Source organism: Pseudomonas sp. MF5691 (assembly GCF_016405645.1).
Classification (GTDB): domain Bacteria; phylum Pseudomonadota; class Gammaproteobacteria; order Pseudomonadales; family Pseudomonadaceae; genus Aquipseudomonas; species Aquipseudomonas shahriarae.
Window position 1 is genome coordinate 63,016 of record NZ_JAEKDC010000018.1, and the last position, 14,899, is coordinate 77,914.

11 protein-coding genes are annotated in these 14,899 nt (G+C 57.5%); 8 read left to right on the top strand and 3 right to left on the bottom strand.

Annotation, left to right across the window (positions count from 1 at the left end; genetic code table 11):
- Positions 1-863: 863 nt before the first annotated feature.
- Both JFT44_RS21845 and JFT44_RS21850 read right to left on the bottom strand, forming a co-directional pair.
- A complete protein-coding gene (locus JFT44_RS21845; protein WP_198831126.1) occupies positions 864-1,700 on the bottom strand; it encodes an MliC family protein in 837 nt (278 codons plus the stop codon).
- Between the two features lie 277 nt (positions 1,701-1,977).
- On the bottom strand, positions 1,978-2,553 hold the full coding sequence (locus tag JFT44_RS21850; RefSeq protein ID WP_120732763.1) for a hypothetical protein: 576 nt from the start codon (positions 2,551-2,553) through the stop codon (positions 1,978-1,980).
- A 1,030-nt stretch (positions 2,554-3,583) separates the two neighbouring features.
- Between JFT44_RS21850 and JFT44_RS21855 the strand changes: the two genes are divergently transcribed.
- The 7 genes from JFT44_RS21855 (at position 3,584) to JFT44_RS21885 (ending at position 11,558) form a co-directional block, all read left to right on the top strand.
- On the top strand, positions 3,584-4,723 hold the full coding sequence (locus JFT44_RS21855; RefSeq protein WP_057959802.1) for a transporter substrate-binding protein: 1,140 nt from the start codon (positions 3,584-3,586) through the stop codon (positions 4,721-4,723).
- On the top strand, positions 4,720-5,313 hold the full coding sequence (locus JFT44_RS21860; protein WP_057959801.1) for an ANTAR domain-containing response regulator: 594 nt from the start codon (positions 4,720-4,722) through the stop codon (positions 5,311-5,313). The genes JFT44_RS21855 and JFT44_RS21860 overlap by 4 nt, the downstream gene beginning before the upstream one ends.
- Positions 5,310-6,158: an ABC transporter permease gene (locus tag JFT44_RS21865; RefSeq protein ID WP_120732765.1), complete on the top strand. Its 849-nt coding sequence runs from the start codon at positions 5,310-5,312 to the stop codon at positions 6,156-6,158. Before JFT44_RS21860 ends, JFT44_RS21865 begins: the two co-directional genes overlap by 4 nt.
- Entirely contained in the window at positions 6,159-7,085 is a 927-nt protein-coding gene (locus JFT44_RS21870) for an ABC transporter permease (RefSeq protein WP_057959799.1), read from the top strand.
- A 29-nt stretch (positions 7,086-7,114) separates the two neighbouring features.
- Positions 7,115-8,734, top strand: a complete 1,620-nt coding sequence (locus JFT44_RS21875; protein ID WP_057959798.1) for an ABC transporter substrate-binding protein — start codon at positions 7,115-7,117, stop codon at positions 8,732-8,734.
- A 75-nt stretch (positions 8,735-8,809) separates the two neighbouring features.
- The gene (locus JFT44_RS21880; RefSeq protein ID WP_057959797.1) at positions 8,810-9,757 is read left to right on the top strand and encodes an acetamidase/formamidase family protein; all 948 of its coding nucleotides are present in this window, start codon (positions 8,810-8,812) and stop codon (positions 9,755-9,757) included.
- A gap of 55 nt (positions 9,758-9,812) precedes the next feature.
- Positions 9,813-11,558, top strand: coding sequence for an ABC transporter ATP-binding protein (locus JFT44_RS21885; RefSeq protein ID WP_057959796.1), 1,746 nt, complete (start codon positions 9,813-9,815; stop codon positions 11,556-11,558).
- A gap of 406 nt (positions 11,559-11,964) precedes the next feature.
- Here the strand turns inward: JFT44_RS21885 and JFT44_RS21890 are convergent, their stop codons facing one another.
- The gene (locus tag JFT44_RS21890) at positions 11,965-13,959 is read right to left on the bottom strand and encodes a methyl-accepting chemotaxis protein (protein WP_057959795.1); all 1,995 of its coding nucleotides are present in this window, start codon (positions 13,957-13,959) and stop codon (positions 11,965-11,967) included.
- A gap of 406 nt (positions 13,960-14,365) precedes the next feature.
- Here JFT44_RS21890 and JFT44_RS21895 point away from each other — a divergent pair, with 406 nt between their 5' ends.
- The gene (locus tag JFT44_RS21895; RefSeq protein ID WP_178118172.1) at positions 14,366-14,836 is read left to right on the top strand and encodes a hypothetical protein; all 471 of its coding nucleotides are present in this window, start codon (positions 14,366-14,368) and stop codon (positions 14,834-14,836) included.
- The last annotated feature ends 63 nt before the right edge of the window (positions 14,837-14,899 follow it).

The following is a 14,899-nucleotide window of genomic DNA, read 5'->3' on the forward strand; positions in this document are numbered from 1 at the left end:
CCCGCATCGTTTCTGCTCTGGCTCGGTTAGGTACTGGGTGACGCCATCCACGCCTGAAAGAGTGTGTAGTGGTCTTATGAATCCGATCAGCACCATGGCCGCCAGTCAGGCTCACCCAAGCTCTTCGACCTGGGTCCAGTGATCCTCCGTCTGCGCCTCCTTCTGTTTCAGGCGATCTGGGCGACGGTGCACCAGGTAAGGGAGCAGGTCTGAGTTCGGCATCGGTGTTCCTCCTTGGAGTGAACAGCGTAGCAGTTGGGTTGCTTGGTGGTGGGTTGTGTTCGGTCGGCAGGACGCTAGGGGAGGGGCAAATCAGTTCCCAAATAAAGAAGATAGACCGCATTCTACGCGGTCTCCAGAGGGGATTTTTTGTGCTGGTTTCGGAAGTAAATATCTCTACAGGTCACAGCCCGCTTACGTTTCCAGATCGGATTGCAAATCGGCCTACGCCGGTTCGATTCCGACCTCGGTCTCCATTCTTGAAAGCCCCGTAGATTAACGTCTACGGGGTTTTTTATTGTCTGCCATTTGGTCATCGCTTCCGCAATTTTTCGGATCGCTTTCGCAACCCTGCCGTCTTTCGAGAAATTTAAGACGCCGTTATCGCTATGCCTCTCCTAGATTGGACATGGGGTTGTGCTCGAGACTAAGGAGACTAAACATCCACTAACCGCCAAAAACGGACACCAAGGGCGTCTACGAAGCCCGGGGCGGCTCAGTCTTCGAACCGGTGCGTAACCGTCATCGCGAGTCCATATGCGTTTTTACACACTCTGGACCGTTTGAATCCGTTCACGAACGCCGCCTCCAGCCACTTGCTAGCCTTCGCCAAAATGCAATTACCCAGCTGACTGGGTCGTTGCTCAAAGCTTTCTTTTGCAATGTGATTCGGGCACCTCGTATCCCCAAGTGATTATAGTTTCGGCCTGATGTTCCCAAAGTGTTTCATTGCGTCCAAGGTACTTTACGCCACTGTCACTTGGCTGCTGGTACATGAGCGATACGCTGTCGCCACGCTCGGCGATTAATGTCGGTGGATCGGTTTTAAAGAACATGACAGCAACCTCGCTGTCAGGGTTGCCTTTGCATTCGTAATAGACAGGCCCGGTTCCCGGTACCAATCGGTACCGTGCTTGCAACTCGGCGATGCGGCGCTGGTACTCCATGCGCACGCATGCACCGACGTCATCACTCTTCCAGCAGTCGTCGCGACCCTTTATCCATCCACGTTGTTCTGCTTTAAGCTGGGGTGGGTGCTCGTTTCCGGCCTTGATTCTCGCGCTGGCAAATACTTCCGACAGATTGCGATCGAGCGCGGATAACACCTTGTCCTCACATATCATCGCTTCGATAGCACCAGGCTTCACCTTGGCGCAATCGTAAGAAGGGCCAAGTGTCACATTGACTATCGACGATTTCCCCGTACTGCCCCCGGTCGCCTGCTTCCCATTGATATGCTGATCAATGTATTGGCACCACTGATCGGAACTTCGTTCAGGGACATCTGCCCCATCGCGAACCCCTAATTTGAATTCGATCACCGATTTCCATTCATCGGAGCCTACATCCGGCCCATGCCCTTGTCCGTCAGTTGTATGCAGTATCTTATCGATCGATTGATACCATGGGTAAGTGCACACCGATTGAGCCTGAGCAACGCCTGCGGCGCCAACCAACAACAAAACCAGATATTTGCTCATGCGTGCTCCCTTTTGATTTAAGCAGTTGCCAGGCACCGACCTAAGCCTGATTCATGCCTCCAACGTTCGGGTAATCATATCCGATTTAATTGAAGTCCTAGGGCCGTTCTTGGCCGGCATGTCCTGCCGTGAAGGGTCGATAGCCGCCTTTGTAGAGCAGCTGCTTTGGGCCGTTTGCAGTCTCTCGCTAAGGGCAACATTCAGTCGGAAGCTGTCCTCTGCCACGTAGCTTCCGATCACCGACCAACTCAGTTTGTGACGGTGATCGTCGCAATCGTTATTCCTTCTCCAGCTCTGCAATACCTTTCAGCGGGTAGATCACTTCATGGGTATCCAGATTTCGAATCTCGGATTCGATAGTAATGGTCGAGACCTGACGCCCAGGAGGCCCATTGATGTCGTCGCGAGTGGTGAAGTCCACGACATATCGCTGGCCTGCACGGAACTCCACATCGCGCGCACCGAAGCCGCACTTCGCGCCACCGGTACCCAAGGCATTCATCGAGACCCAACACCAGCTCAACGAGTGCTTGCCCGGGGTCAAGCGCAGTGCCTGCTTGCCGGAAACGTCGAGGATCGAGCGTCGCCCGGCGCCCTCTAGCAGTTGGTCGTCCACATGCGTGGCCAGCAACAGTCGATGGAATTTTATTCCCAGTCCGCGAAAGCGGGTGGTGGCGAAATACACCACCGGCGCATTGGCCGTGTTATTGGACAGGTCATATGGCGTCATCAAGTCCGGCACCCAATCGCCTTGGTAATCCTTGTAGTGGTAGTTGGAACAAGCGGTTGTAAGACAGGTAATCAGCAGAACAGCCGGGAGTTTGAGATACGACAGAAATGACGACGAGCACATTATTCTTCCTTGTTTAACGAGTTGATTAGGATAGCGCATCGCGATGCCAGCAAGTACTTGAGCGGATTAGCAAACTCATCGCCCATCAGCTTCGAGCCAGCGAAGGCACAGGCGCACTTTTATGGCAGCCTGCTTTTGGCCGATATTATTGAAAAAGTCGGATGTGGTTTTCACGGCAGAAAAGCACGCGCATGAGATTTAAACCCGGCGTCGCCGCACAGGTATTTGGGCTTGGGCTTTACATAACCGTGTACAAAAAACGTGCTTTTAGCTAGCGGTTTTCTGGTGATTTGGGAAAACAGACGTGTTCAACAGCGTCGGCCTTAGGTCTTCGCGTCAACCTCACTGACTGGATTTAGCACTATCGATTCGTCGACCCGCTCAATGCTCAAAGAATCACCGAGACCGACATTCACTGCTTTGAGGACATCCGGAGGAACATCGATGATGGCGTCAGCGCTCGCATCTTGAAAGCCCTGTAGATCAACGGTCCACGGGTTTTTTATTGCCTAAGATTTGACGATCGCTTCCGTAACTGACTTTGCTAACCCTAGCTTGAAGCGTTAATTTTTAGTGTTCTTCGTCTTAGATGGAACCCACACCCGATTGATACAAGGGCGGTTCGCTTCTGCTACGCCGCGCGTACTACATCAGCGTGCCCTTTATTACGTTGCGTCACACCGGCTATTGAGGTTTGTCAGTTTCCAAGGTCGGCGACCTGGGAATTTACGTTACACACCCATTCATAAAGCGGGCAGTGTTCCCGTCAAAAACCTCACATTTGATGTGCACCTCTTAGGTGCAAAATACAGTGCTACGGCTCAGACCGGTGCGCTGGCTGTCATGAGCATTGCGGATAAGGCCGATTTTCAGCAAAAAACCAATTTGGCACACTTTTTCCATAGAGAAATAAACGAGTAAGCCAGGCCCCGGCCTTTAAGTCTTGCCTACATCATGCGCCCAAGCGCCAGGTAATGAAGCCTGATCGACCAGTCCACTGGTCTATCAGGTTTTTTTTTGGAGTGAATAAATGCGCCACACAATCGATGTCGGACTCTTGCTCTCTATCGATGGGACTTACCAGTGCATAGGCCGGAATGCTCTGGCAGGGGCCACACACGCACTGCAGGAAATCAATGCCAATCCCGATTACCCATTTACCTTACAAGTTACCCATATCAATCCGCAGGGCTTCTTGCACAGTTACAGCGAAGGCGCTGTTCAATTGATGCAGGCCGGGGTTCGGCATATTTTTGGTGCGACGACCTCGGCCAGCCGCAAGGAAATCATTCCGGACCTCGAGCAGAACGGGAGCCTGTTGTGGTACGCCTGTCCGTATGAAGGTTTTGAAAGCAGTGAGAACGTCCTTTATCTGGGCGGGTGTCCGAATCAGACGTTGATCCCGTTGTTGCGGTATGCCTTGCAGGCGTTTGGTTCTTGCGCTGCGTTGATCGGTTCGAATTACATCTGGGGTTGGGAAAGTAACCGCGTCGCACGGGAAGTGCTCGATGTCGCAGGCGGCACTGTGCTTCTGGAAAAGTACGTGCATTTGGGCACGACTCGCTTCAGTGAGCTTATCCAGACCCTGATAACTGAAAAACCGGCGTTTGTGCTCAATAATCTAGTCGGTGAGTCCTCCTACGTCTTCTTGCAGCAATTGGACGCGGCGTGTCTTGCCGTCGGCTTGAATCTACCGGTGTTGAGCTGCAACCTGACGGAAGCCGAGCTGCCTGAAGTCGGCGTCATGCGGAGCCTGCGCCTGTTGTCGTGCGGCCCATTTTTTGAGGATGTAGACCGGGCTTTCAGCCAGCAGCAACGCCGCCAACATGGACTGTACCCGTTGTCGCATTTTTACACCGGGATGTACGTCGCCTTGCACTTGTTTGCAAAGGCCTTGGACCAGTGTGGCAGCGACGATCCCGAGCTCATTTGCAACTACCTCTACGAACACCCCCAGCACAGTGTGCTCGGCACGTTAAACATTTCTGCGCACAACAATCACTGCAGCCAGCCTTGCCATATCGCCGAATTGCGCGAAGGGCGCTTTGTCGTACTGCACAGTGAAGCGCAATCGTTGCCAGCCGATCCTTACCTGACTGCCACTGACCTGAGTGAATTCCAACGCCTGCGCACGATTGCGCCAGCGCCCCGCCTGAGGATCGTCAAATGAGCCTGCTCAAACGCCCGGACTTCGAAAGTGGTCGGTTGCTGTTGGTTGACTGCGAACCGCGTACGTTGGCCAGTCTGCAGAAAAGCCTGCAACGCCTGGGCATCACGCCGCAGGCGCTGTTTGAAGACGCGCTGGATTCGCTTGAAGGCTGCTTTGCCGCCGTGGTCGATCTGGAGCACTTCGCCAGTCCCGCCACCCTGCAACGGCTTAATAGCACCGGTGTGCCAATCGTGGCGTTGACGCCCCACGAAACCCTGTCGCAGATCCAGCGCGCCATCGAACTGGGGGCGACCGCCTTGTTGAACAAACCGATTACCCAGGGCTCTGTCTACACCACGCTGATGATGGCGATCAGTTTGCGTGAGCGATTGGACAGTGATGCGCGAACCCTCGAAGCGCTGCGCCAGCGCCTCGATGCGCGACCTCTGCTGGCCCAGGCATTGGCGCGGTTGATGGTTGAGCACAAGATTGACGAGCGCGAGGCTTATGAGCGCCTGCGCAGCCTGTCGATGCACCTTAATCGCAGCCTGGATGACCTGTGTGCGGACATGGCCGCCGATTATCTTCAGCAAGGCGGGGCGTGCCAATGAAAGTGTTGCGCGCCTTGATTCGCCGGCCCGCGGTGGCGTTGTCGTTGTTGTACATCGTCATCGTGGTGCTGTTGGCGCTGTTTGCACCGTGGATGAGCCCTCACGATCCGTCCGAACAATTTGTCGAAGGCCTGTCAATGGAGGGCGCGCCGCTACCGCCAGATATGCCGTATTGGCTGGGCACTGACCTGCTGGGTCGCGACTTGCTGTCGCGCCTGATCTACGGCGCACGTACCTCACTGTTCATCGGCCTGCTTGCCAACGGCCTGGCCGTGCTGATCGGCACCTTGGTGGGCTTGAGCGCAGGTTTTCTGCGGGGCTGGATCGGCAGCACGCTGATGCGCTTTACCGACTTGATGATGGCGTTCCCGGCGCTGCTGTTGGCGATTGCGTTGTCGGCGATTTTCCAACCCAGCGTGTGGATCGTTGCGTTGGTCATCGCCATGGTCAACTGGGTGCAGATTGCCCGGGTGATCTACTCCGAGACCATCGCCTTGAGTGCCCGTGACTTCGTGGCGGTGGAGAGGACCTTGGGCGCGAGCTCGCTGCGCATCCTGTTTTCGCACCTGCTGCCCCATTTGCTGCCGACGATTCTGGTATGGGCGACCCTGGGTATTTCGACCACGGTGCTGCTCGAAGCCACCCTGTCGTACCTGGGAGTGGGGGTCCAGCCGCCAACGCCAAGTTGGGGCAACATCATTTTTGAAAGCCAGACCTATTTCACCTCCGCGCCATGGTTGGTGTTCTTCCCCGGTATCGCGATTGTCCTGCTGTCGCTGGCTTTCAACCTGGTCGGTGATGCCCTGCGCGATGAACTCGATCCTACCCTGCAAGGGAGAAGCTGAATGTTCGCCTTCATCACTCGTCGCATCGGCTATTCGTTGCTGATTTTGCTCGGCGTGACCTTCATCACCTATCTGTTGCTGTTCATGCTGCCTGCCGACCCTGCGCGCCAGATTGCCGGGCGCAGTGCCACACCGGAAGTGGTGGCGGGGATTCGTACGCAGTTGGGCCTGGATTTGCCGTTCTATCGGCAGTACGCCAACTACCTGGGCAACCTGGTGCAAGGTGATCTGGGGCGCTCCTATATCCAGCGCAGCCCGGTGACCGAGTTGATCGGCTCGCGCCTGCGGCCATCGCTTGAGTTGATGGCTGCCGGTATTGGTTTCGAATTGCTGATCGGCATCAGCCTGGGTGTGATCGCGGCGTTGCGGCGCGACAGTTGGGCCGACAAGGCGCTTATGGCGCTCTCGTTCATCGGCGTGTCAGCCCCGCAATTCATCGCTGCGATGCTCTTCCTGTACTTCTTCGCCGTAAAACTGGGCTGGTTTCCACTAGGGGGCTATGGCGGGTTCGAGCATCTGCTGCTGCCGGCGCTGACCCTGGGGATTCTCGGCAGCGGCTGGTATTCGCGCATGGTGCGCTCCTCGATGATCGAGGTGTTGCATCAGGACTTCATTCGCACCGCCCGGGCCAAGGGCCTGAGCCGGGTGCGCGTGGTTCTGCGGCATGTACTCCCCAACGCCATTGTGCCGGTGATCCCGATGATCGGCATCGATATCGGCATCTTCATGGGTGGGCTGGTGGTGGTCGAGTCGGTCTTTGGCTGGCCGGGAATCGGCCAGTTGACGTGGCAAGCCATTCAGCAGGTGGACATTCCGGTGATTGTCGGCGTGACCACGGTTTCAGCGGTCGCCATCGTGCTGGGCAATCTGGTCGCAGACCTGGTGATCCCATGGGTCGATCCGCGCATCGACATCCAAAAACACTAAAAAACACATCATAGGTAAGGGGCTGGAGCATGAATCGCAAAGCATTATCCTTGGCCATCGCGGCTGCATTGTTCGCCGGGAATCTTCTGGCCGATGACTTCGATCCAAACGCAAAAGACGGTGGCGCCGCAGTCATTACCTATCAGAACGACGTGGCCACACTTGACCCCGCCATTGGCTACGACTGGCAGAACTGGTCGATGATCAAAAGCCTGTTCGATAGCCTGATGGACTACAAGCCCGGAACCACGGAGCTGGTCAAGGACCTGGCATCGGACTACACCATCTCCGATGACGGCACGGTCTACACCTTCACCTTGCGTAAAGGCGTGAAGTTCCAGAACGGTCGCGAGCTCAAGGCCAGCGACGTCAAGTACTCCCTGGAGCGCACCGTCAACCCGAAAACCCAGAGCCCGGGCGCCGGCTTCTTCAGCCCGATCGTGGGCTATGACGAAATGAGCACCCAAAAGGCCGAACACTTGTCGGGCATTGAAGTGGTGGACGACTACACCGTCAAGATCACCCTCAAGGAGGCGAGTGCGACGTTCCTGCATGTGATGGCGATCAACTTCTCCTCTGTGGTGCCCAAGGAAGAAGTCGAGAAGTGGGGCGCCGATTTCGGCAAGCATCCGGTCGGTACGGGTGCCTACAGCCTGGAGCAGTGGAAGCTTGGACAACAGATTGTCTTCAAGAAAAACCCCAACTATTTCAAGGCTGGCCTGCCGCACCTGGACAGCATCACCTTTGAAGTGGGCCAGGACCCGATGGTCGCCCTGCTGCGCTTGCAAAAGGGTGAAGTCGACATCGCCGGTGACGGTGTGCCGCCCGCCAAGTTCCTGGAATTCAAGAACGATCCAAAGTTCAAGCACCTGGTGGTGACCGGTGACCAGTTGCAAACCGGCTACCTGACCCTGAAAACCACGATGCCGCCGTTCGACAACCTCAAGGTACGCCAGGCAGTGAACATGGCGATCAGCAAGGATCGTATCGTGCGCATCATCAATGGTCGTGCGGTCCCGGCCAACCAGCCGCTGCCGCCGGCCATGCCGGGCTACGACAAGGACTATAAAGGCTATGCCTACGACGTCGAGGCGGCGAAAAAACTGCTGGCAGACGCCGGTTTCGCCAAGGGCTTTGACACCGAACTGTACGTGATGAACACCGATCCGCAACCGCGTATCGCCCAAGCCATCCAGCAAGACCTGGCCAAGGTCGGTATCCGGGCGCAGATCAAATCCCTGGCACAAGCCAACGTGATTGCAGCCGGCAGTTCCAAGGATCAGGCACCGATGGTGTGGTCAGGTGGCATGGCCTGGATTGCCGACTTCCCGGACCCGTCGAACTTCTACGGGCCGATCCTGGGCTGCGGCGGTGCGATTGACGGCGGCTGGAACTGGGCACTGTATTGCAACAAGACGCTGGATGCACTGGCGGCCAAAGCCGACAGCATGGCCAAGCCGGAGCAACAAGCCGAGCGCATCGCGCTGTGGAAGAAAATCTTCATCGACGTGATGGCTGACGCGCCGTGGGTGCCAATCTTCAACGAGCAGCGCTTCACCGTGCGTTCTGCGCGCATGGGCGGCTCCGATTCGCTGTACGTCGACCCGGTTCACGTGCCGGTCAACTACGACTACATCTACCTCAAGTAACGCGCGGTCGACCTGACGATCAGCCTTTGCCACGCCTGCCAAAAGGCGTGGCCTTCAACGCGGAGACCTTCCCTTATGTGCCAGAACTGCCTGGTCAAGACCATTCATAGTGTCAACAGCCATTTTGGCTGGGACAACCGCTTCGAACCAACCGCACGGGTAACGCCGGGCTCTATGCTTGAATTCTGCTGCCTTGATTCGTCCAACGGGTTCTTTACGCCCAACTCGGTGGTGAGTGACGTGGGCAAGGTACCGTTCGACAAAATCAACCCGGTTACCGGGCCTATTTTCGTCGAAGGGGCTGAACCAGGAGATGTGCTCAAAATTACCCTCGACAGTTTCAAGCCCAGCGGCTTTGGCTGGACGGCGAATATTCCGGGCTTCGGCCTGCTGGCCGACCAGTTCAAGGACCCGGCCCTGGCCCTGTGGCATTACGACAAGGTCAACCTGGCCCCTGCGGCGTTCAGTGATTTTGCCCGTGTGCCGCTCAAACCTTTCGCTGGCACCATCGGCCTGGCCCCAGCGCAGGCGGGGTTACATTCGGTGGTTCCACCACGCCGGGTCGGCGGCAATCTGGACATCCGGGACCTGTCCGCTGGCACCACGTTGTACTTGCCGGTGGAGGTCAGTGGCGCATTGCTGTCGATCGGTGATACCCACGCGGCACAAGGTGATGGAGAGGTGTGTGGCACCGCGATTGAAAGCGCCATGGACGTGGTGGTGAAAATCGACCTGATCAAGGATACCCCGCTGGCAACCCCGCGCTTCAGCACACCTGGCCCGGTCACACGCCACCTCGATTCTGCCGGCTACGAAGCGTTCACCGGGATCGGCCCGGACCTGATGCAAGCGGCGCGTCAAGCCGTGAGCAATACCATCGACTGGCTGTGCCGTGAACACGCTATGCCGGCAGAGCAGGCCTATATGTTGTGTTCGGTATGCGGCGATCTGCGTATCAGTGAAGTTGTCGACCTGCCCAACTGGGTGGTGTCGTTCTACTTCCCGAAAGTCGTGTTTGCCTGATGCGTTTTCATTGCGAGCGGCTTGATGTATGCCGCTTCAATCGCGAGGAGCTTTGATGAGTAACGGGATCTCCAAGCCGATTCTGTCGGTGCAGCATTTATCCATTGATGTCGGCCTGGGGGCCACGCCCCGGCGGGTGGTCGATAACCTTAATTTCGACCTGTATCCGGGACAGACGCTGTGTATCGCCGGAGAGTCCGGTAGCGGAAAATCACTGTCGTCGTTGGCGATCATGGGGCTGTTGCCTAAGGCCGTGCGGGTGGCGGAGGGTGCTATCAGGTTTGCCGAGCGCAACCTGATCGGGATGCCTGAGCGCGAACTTCAGCAGTTGCGTGGCAAAGAGATTGGCATGATTTTCCAGGAACCGATGACCTCGCTGAATCCGCTGATGACCGTTGGTCAGCAGTTGGAGGAAACGCTGCTGCGCCACGAACCGCTGGGGCGTCAGGCCCTACGCCTGCGAGTCAAGGAAATGCTGGCGTCGGTACGCATGCCGCAGGTCGAAAAACGTCTACAGCAGTACCCCCATGAACTCTCCGGTGGCATGCGCCAGCGTGTGATGATCGCGATGGCCATGCTTTGCCGGCCCAAGGTGTTGATTGCTGATGAACCGACCACAGCGCTCGACGTCACTATTCAGGCGCAGATTCTGGAATTGATGCGCGAGTTGCAGCAGGTGTACGGCACCAGCTTGCTGATGATCACTCACGACATGGGCGTGGTCGCGGAAATGGCCGACCAAGTGGTCGTCATGAATCATGGCCGTACCGAAGAACAGGCACCGGTGCGTCAACTGTTTACACAGCCGCAGGCAGACTACACGCGCAAATTGCTCGCAGCCGTTCCGGTGTTGGGCACCGTGGGTCAACCGGAGAACATCAGCCAGCAGCCGGTGATTTTGCAGGTTCGCGATTTGTCCGTACGTTTTCCCGTGCGTACCGGCTGGTTTGAGGAGAACCGGCAAGTGCATGCGGTCGAGGGCGTCAACTTCGAGTTGCGCCAGGGCGAAACGCTGGGGCTGGTGGGGGAGAGCGGTTGCGGCAAGTCCAGTACGGGCAAGGCCCTGATGAACATGCAGGCTTACCAGGGCAGCGTGAAGTTGTTCGGCAAAGAGCTCAACGGCCTGCAAGGCGCCGACCTTCATGCGGTGCGGCGGGATATCCAGATGGTGTTTCAGGACCCCTATGCGGCCTTGAACCCACGCAAGAACATCCTGGAACTGGTGGGCGAGCCTTTGTTGATTCACCACCAGTTGCCCCTGGCGCAACGCCAGGAACGGGTCGCTGAACTGCTTCGCCAAGTCGACATGCCAGTCGACACGATGTATCGCTACCCCCACCAGTTCTCCGGTGGCCAGCGCCAGCGCATCTGTATCGCACGGGCGCTGGCGCTCAACCCGAAAGTCATCATCGCCGACGAATCCGTTTCGGCCCTTGATGTTTCGGTTCAGGCTCAGGTGCTGGAATTGCTTGAGCATTTGCGTGAGGTGCATCGGCTCAGTTACTTGTTCATTTCCCATGACATGGCGGTGGTCGAGCGCATTTGTCATCGTGTGGCCGTCATGTACGGCGGTCAGATCGTCGAGATTGGCCGCCGCGATCAGGTCCTGGGCAACCCTCAACATCCTTACACCAAGCGCCTGCTCAGCGCCGTCCCAATGCCGGACGTTGACCGTAAGCGCGATTTCAAGGCGCTCTTGCATGAGTTCGAGCAACCAAGCCCGATCAAGTCAAAAGGCTTTGAAGCGCCGGCGCAGAAGTTTCAGGACTTGGGGAACGAGCATTGGGTAGCGGTAGGCTAACCAGCTGTAGGGAGAGGTGAGCAATAACGACCTGACAGCGGAGCAGAGGCAAACGATCTTTGCGTTATCGGCAGGAATGGCGCGCGCTGCTGTGGCGCACACCTCCGGCTTTGTGATGGGGGCGGTTGTTGCGCCCCGGCAGTTCTGGCCCCTCAGTGGATTCTGGTCTGGAATAAAAATCAGCCCTTCGATTTCCAGGTTCAATGACGAGGCTTGCATCGTTACGCGGTGTAGCTTGGGGAGCCCAAGCTCAAGCTCTCTGATCGCTTTAGTCGACTGACCGCTCCACATGGACAGAATGCCCAGCAGCATGCATGACACACCGCCTATGTGGCGAAATCTCGCACTGGGATCTGCCAGAATAGTCCCACTCCCGTGGTTTGCACGGGAGTGTTTCACTCATTTATCAGCGCACTTTGAAGCGGCTCATCAACGTAATCACCCGGCCATTGGCATCCAGCAGGCTTTGCGTATTGGTTTCAGTGGCATGGCCACTTTCCACCAGCTCTTCGACCATATGTCGGATCTGCACCATGCTGCGGTTGATCTCTTCGGTCACCGCACTTTGCTGCTCGGCCGCGGTGGCGATCTGGGTGCTGAGGTTGTTGATATGGCTGACAGAGCCGGCCATTTCGTCCAACCCAGTGTTGACGCGTGCCGTGGCATCCGCCGCTGACTGGCAGCTGGCCTGGGTGTTTTCCATTGCCGTCACCGACGAACTCACGCCAGTGGTCAGGCGCGCCAACATCTCGTTGATCTGCGAGGTGCTGGCCTGGGTGCGTGCGGCCAACGCCCGGACTTCGTCGGCGACCACCGCAAACCCACGGCCTTGTTCGCCAGCACGCGCCGCTTCAATGGCCGCGTTGAGTGCCAACAGGTTGGTCTGGCCGGCAATCGCGCCGATCACGCCGAGGGTTTCGGTGATACGTGCGGCGTCCTGGCGCATGTTTTCTACGGTGTGGGTGGCGCTGGCCACTTCGCCGATCAGCGCGCTGACGCTGGTCGAGGCTTCGCCCACCACCACGCGGGAGCGGTCGGCGTGTTCGTTGGCGCGCTGGGTGAACGAGGCGGTTTCAGCGGCGTTTTGCGCGACGGTGTCGGCGGTGGAGCTCATTTCGGTGATGGCCGTGACCGTCTGATCGGTTTCCGAGGCGTGCCGCACCAGAATCCGGTTGGTCTGCGCCGACGTCTGCTGCAATTGCTCAAGCCCCGAGGCCATGGCGCCCGTGGCCTGGGTCACTTCGCCGATCATGTTCTGCAGGTAGATGATAAAGCGGTTTACCGAGTGGCCGATGGCGCCCATTTCATCCTCAGCACGGATGGTGATGCGCTTGGTCAGGTCGGCATCTCCGGCAGACAGCGAGTCGATATTGGTGCGCAGCGACTTCATGCGTTGCACCAGATTGCGAATCGCATAGAACGCCAGCAGCACCAGCAGCAGTACCATCGGGATTTGCAGCAGCGCCAGGCTGCCGAGCACATCGTCACGCTGGGCGGTGATCAGCGAGGTGGGCAGGGCAGTGGCGAGGAACCACGGGGTGCCCTCGATTGGGCGCATGTAAAAGGTGCTGGCCACTCCCTGGTTGTCGAATTCACCGCGCTGCAGGGCCTGGTCGCGATGGGCAAGGGCCTTGCTGACCTGGGCGGCAAACGCCGAGGTGCCGGTCAGTTCGCTGATGTTCTTGAGCACCACCGGGCTACTGATGCGCGTGCTGTTGCTGATGATCTTGCCGTCGCCTTCGACGATCAGCATCTGGCCGCCGATGTCTTTTTCCTTGCTGGCCACCAGCTCATTGAAAAAGCCCAGGGTCACGTCGATGGTGGCGACGCCGTAGGCCGCGCCGTCCCGCTGGATGGCCATGGCGCAGTTGGTGCGCGGCTCCTGGCTGGCGTCGTCCTTGTAGGCGGCGGCCCAGGCGCATTGGCCACGGGGCGAGGCGAGGCCGCCTTTGTACCAGCTCTGGTCGTAATAATTGGGTGCGGCGTCGCTGTTCCAGAACGTATTCACCGCCAGCTTGCCCGAGGCATCGCGGTGCCAGAACGTGCTGTGCTTGTTGCGCCCCGGCGTGCGCTGGTTGGGCAGCGGCCAGATACCGCCGCCGAAGACTTTCAGCTCGCCATACTGATCCACCAGGCCGGGCAGCACCTTGTCGATGGCGTCACTGTCGAGCAGCGGGATGGTTTGGGTGATGCTGCGTTGCTGGGCTTGAACCTTGTTGAGTTCGCCCTGGATCTGCACAGCTACCTCGGCGATGCGGTTGAGCACCACCTGTTCTTCAGTGTGTTTTAACGTGGGGGCGACCAATTGGCCGATGCCGACGACGGTTAGTACCGATAACACCAGGACGAACAGCACCAGGAACAGGGTGTAGCGGGTCTGGATGGAGCGCAGTGTGGGCATGGAGGTCGTCCTTACGAAGCGTTTATTATCGACGCGGCTTTATTAGAGCTTCGTCGGGCTATCGGCTTGGCAAGGAAGAGCTTTAGGTACGACGGTGCTGAGTTAATCGGCTTGACCGTGACCTTGCGCGCATCAGCTGCGAGGTTACCCATTGGAGGGTGGCTTAATCGCCGGTTTTACCTCCGTGAAGGCCGAGCCTTGGGTGCGGTCGAAATGATCATTGGCACCTGTAAAAATGCAGTCCGTGGTCTTGTTTTTCCTGAGGGTGTCGTTAGCGTCGCTGGTACTGCGGAAGGCATGCTGTACCGCACGCGCACCCATGTGAAACGGCCAACTTATCCAAGATGCTTGTGTGGGTACATGCACGATACTTAATAACGTTGAGCATCATAAAGGGACGGTCGATATGAAGGGAAGTTTTACGTTAGGTCTATGGGTGGCATGTTTCGTGAGCAGTGTTACGGCGCAGGCAGATGAACTACCGCGTAGCGAGCAGATAAAAGCATTCCACGCTGCTGGATTTAACCAAGAGACGTCGGAGTGTGAAATTCAGGAAACTGGTAGCTACAGGCCGGTAACCATGGAATTGGTTGAGGACCTGAACGGTGACGGCCGACCGGATGCGTTGATTACCGAAGGCAGCACTTACTGTTATGGGCAAGCAGGTACTGGATTTTATCTGGTAAGTCAGCAGCCTGACGGCCACTGGAAACTCATGCTCAAAGAAAGCGGTGTCGCTGAGTTTCTCGCTAGCAAAGGCAGTAATGGTTGGCCTGATGTTGGGGTCGGTGGCCCGGGCTTGTGTTTTCCAGTGCTGCGTTACGACGGGCAAAGTTATCGAGTTCACCATAGTGTTGGTGAACGGTGTGCTGACTAGCCGTAAAAGTCCGATGGCCCAAAGGCCAAACGAAGGCCGGTCAGCCGAGGACTACGGTGGCTG

Coding starts and splice junctions, on each gene's coding strand:
- JFT44_RS21870 (WP_057959799.1), top strand. CDS start 6,159: ATGTTCGCCTTCATCACTCGTCGCATCGGCTATTCGTTGCTGATTTTG.
- JFT44_RS21845 (WP_198831126.1), bottom strand. CDS start 1,700: ATGAGCAAATATCTGGTTTTGTTGTTGGTTGGCGCCGCAGGCGTTGCT.
- JFT44_RS21885 (WP_057959796.1), top strand. CDS start 9,813: ATGAGTAACGGGATCTCCAAGCCGATTCTGTCGGTGCAGCATTTATCC.
- JFT44_RS21895 (WP_178118172.1), top strand. CDS start 14,366: ATGAAGGGAAGTTTTACGTTAGGTCTATGGGTGGCATGTTTCGTGAGC.
- JFT44_RS21850 (WP_120732763.1), bottom strand. CDS start 2,553: ATGTGCTCGTCGTCATTTCTGTCGTATCTCAAACTCCCGGCTGTTCTG.
- JFT44_RS21890 (WP_057959795.1), bottom strand. CDS start 13,959: ATGCCCACACTGCGCTCCATCCAGACCCGCTACACCCTGTTCCTGGTG.
- JFT44_RS21855 (WP_057959802.1), top strand. CDS start 3,584: ATGCGCCACACAATCGATGTCGGACTCTTGCTCTCTATCGATGGGACT.
- JFT44_RS21860 (WP_057959801.1), top strand. CDS start 4,720: ATGAGCCTGCTCAAACGCCCGGACTTCGAAAGTGGTCGGTTGCTGTTG.
- JFT44_RS21880 (WP_057959797.1), top strand. CDS start 8,810: ATGTGCCAGAACTGCCTGGTCAAGACCATTCATAGTGTCAACAGCCAT.
- JFT44_RS21865 (WP_120732765.1), top strand. CDS start 5,310: ATGAAAGTGTTGCGCGCCTTGATTCGCCGGCCCGCGGTGGCGTTGTCG.
- JFT44_RS21875 (WP_057959798.1), top strand. CDS start 7,115: ATGAATCGCAAAGCATTATCCTTGGCCATCGCGGCTGCATTGTTCGCC.